This is a genomic window from Amedibacillus sp. YH-ame10, from assembly GCF_053848885.1.
In genome coordinates, this window is record NZ_JBSPFA010000069.1 from 1 (window position 1) to 1406 (window position 1406).

The 1406-nt window shown below is 34.4% G+C and carries 1 protein-coding gene; it reads left to right on the forward strand.

Translation table 11 applies throughout. The annotated features are described in order from the left end of the window. The first annotated feature begins 136 nt into the window (after positions 1-136). Positions 137-1300, forward strand: coding sequence for an IS110 family RNA-guided transposase (locus tag ACWG42_RS14920; RefSeq protein WP_455793357.1), 1164 nt, complete (start codon positions 137-139; stop codon positions 1298-1300). Positions 1301-1406: the final 106 nt, after the last annotated feature.

Sequence of the window (1406 nt, forward strand, 5' to 3'; positions counted from 1 at the left end):
CCTTTTAAAGGAGAGTATTGCCATGGCTCTATTTATTTGTTTATAGTTGGATAAGTCTTTGTACTTTTATGTCTCGCAAGATTACGAGGATAGATCACCATGGCTAGGCAAGGTTCTAGAAAGGTGGTCTTTTCTTATGACCTATTTTATTGGCGTTGATATCGCCAAATACACACACTACGCATGTATCATTAATCATTTTGGTGAAGTACATGTTCCTTCTTTTGCTTTTGAGAATACGATGGATGGATTCCAATCGTTTCTTAATTCTTTTTCATCTTTTTCTAAAGATGATATTATCATCGGTTTTGAGTCAACTGCTCATTACCATGAGAATCTATATCATTTCTTATCTCATCTAAATTATCACTGTGAACTTATCAATCCCCTTTTGACGAAGCGCTTTAGAGGATTGAGTATTCGTGATGTTAAAACGGATAAAGTTGATGCTTACTCTATTGCTTGTTTTCTTTCTTTTAATCATTCTAAATCTAATATATCTTCTTTTCATATAAATGATTTAAAGTATCTCTGTTTAGAACGTGAAAACCTTAAAAAGAAGAAGTCAAGTGAGCGTATTCGCCTTACTGCTTTACTAGATCGCGCTTTCCCTGAACTTAAACCTTATCTTAAAAATTCCATTTATTCCAAAGGTTTTCTTAACCTTTTTAAAGAAGTTAATACAGCCCATCAAATAAAAACAACTCGTATTGATCGTCTGTATAATCTAATCAATGCTGAACGGAATTTCTGTTCCAAAGATAAGGTCTCGCAAATCAAATCCTTAGCCAGCTCAAGCGTTGGGTTTCACTCAGACGCTCTGTCGTTCTACATTAAGAATACAGTCCTTCAAATCGAGTTGTTCGAACAGCAGCTAGCCTCTGTCAAGGTGCAGATCATTGAATGTATGAAGCGTTTGGATTCACCTCTCCTGAAAATCCCAGGGTTCGGTTATATTCAAGCTGCTTATATTCTAGCTACTATAGAAAATATATCACGATTTGATAATCCAAGCAAGGTGCTGGCATTTGCTGGACTAGATCCTAAAATTCGCCAATCAGGACTTTTTAAAGCTCATAAAACTAGGATGTCGAAGCGTGGAAACAAGATGCTTCGTTATGCATTAATCTGGTCAGCAAATAACGTTCGTAAAAATTCAATTAAGATGAATGCTTATTATGCAAAGAAACGTAGTGAAGGCAAAGCCCATTACAATGCATTAGGGCATTGTGCTAAGAAATTAGTTAATTATATCTTCTTTGTTTTACAGAATCCAGACAAAGAATTTATTTTAGATTAGACTTTCTTTTCATCTATCTTTTTAAATTAGCTACCTTGTTAGTTCTTTTTATCGTGTCTTATTTTTTTTCATGTTTTACTTGACAAGTTCATAGTTGGTCTCCTTT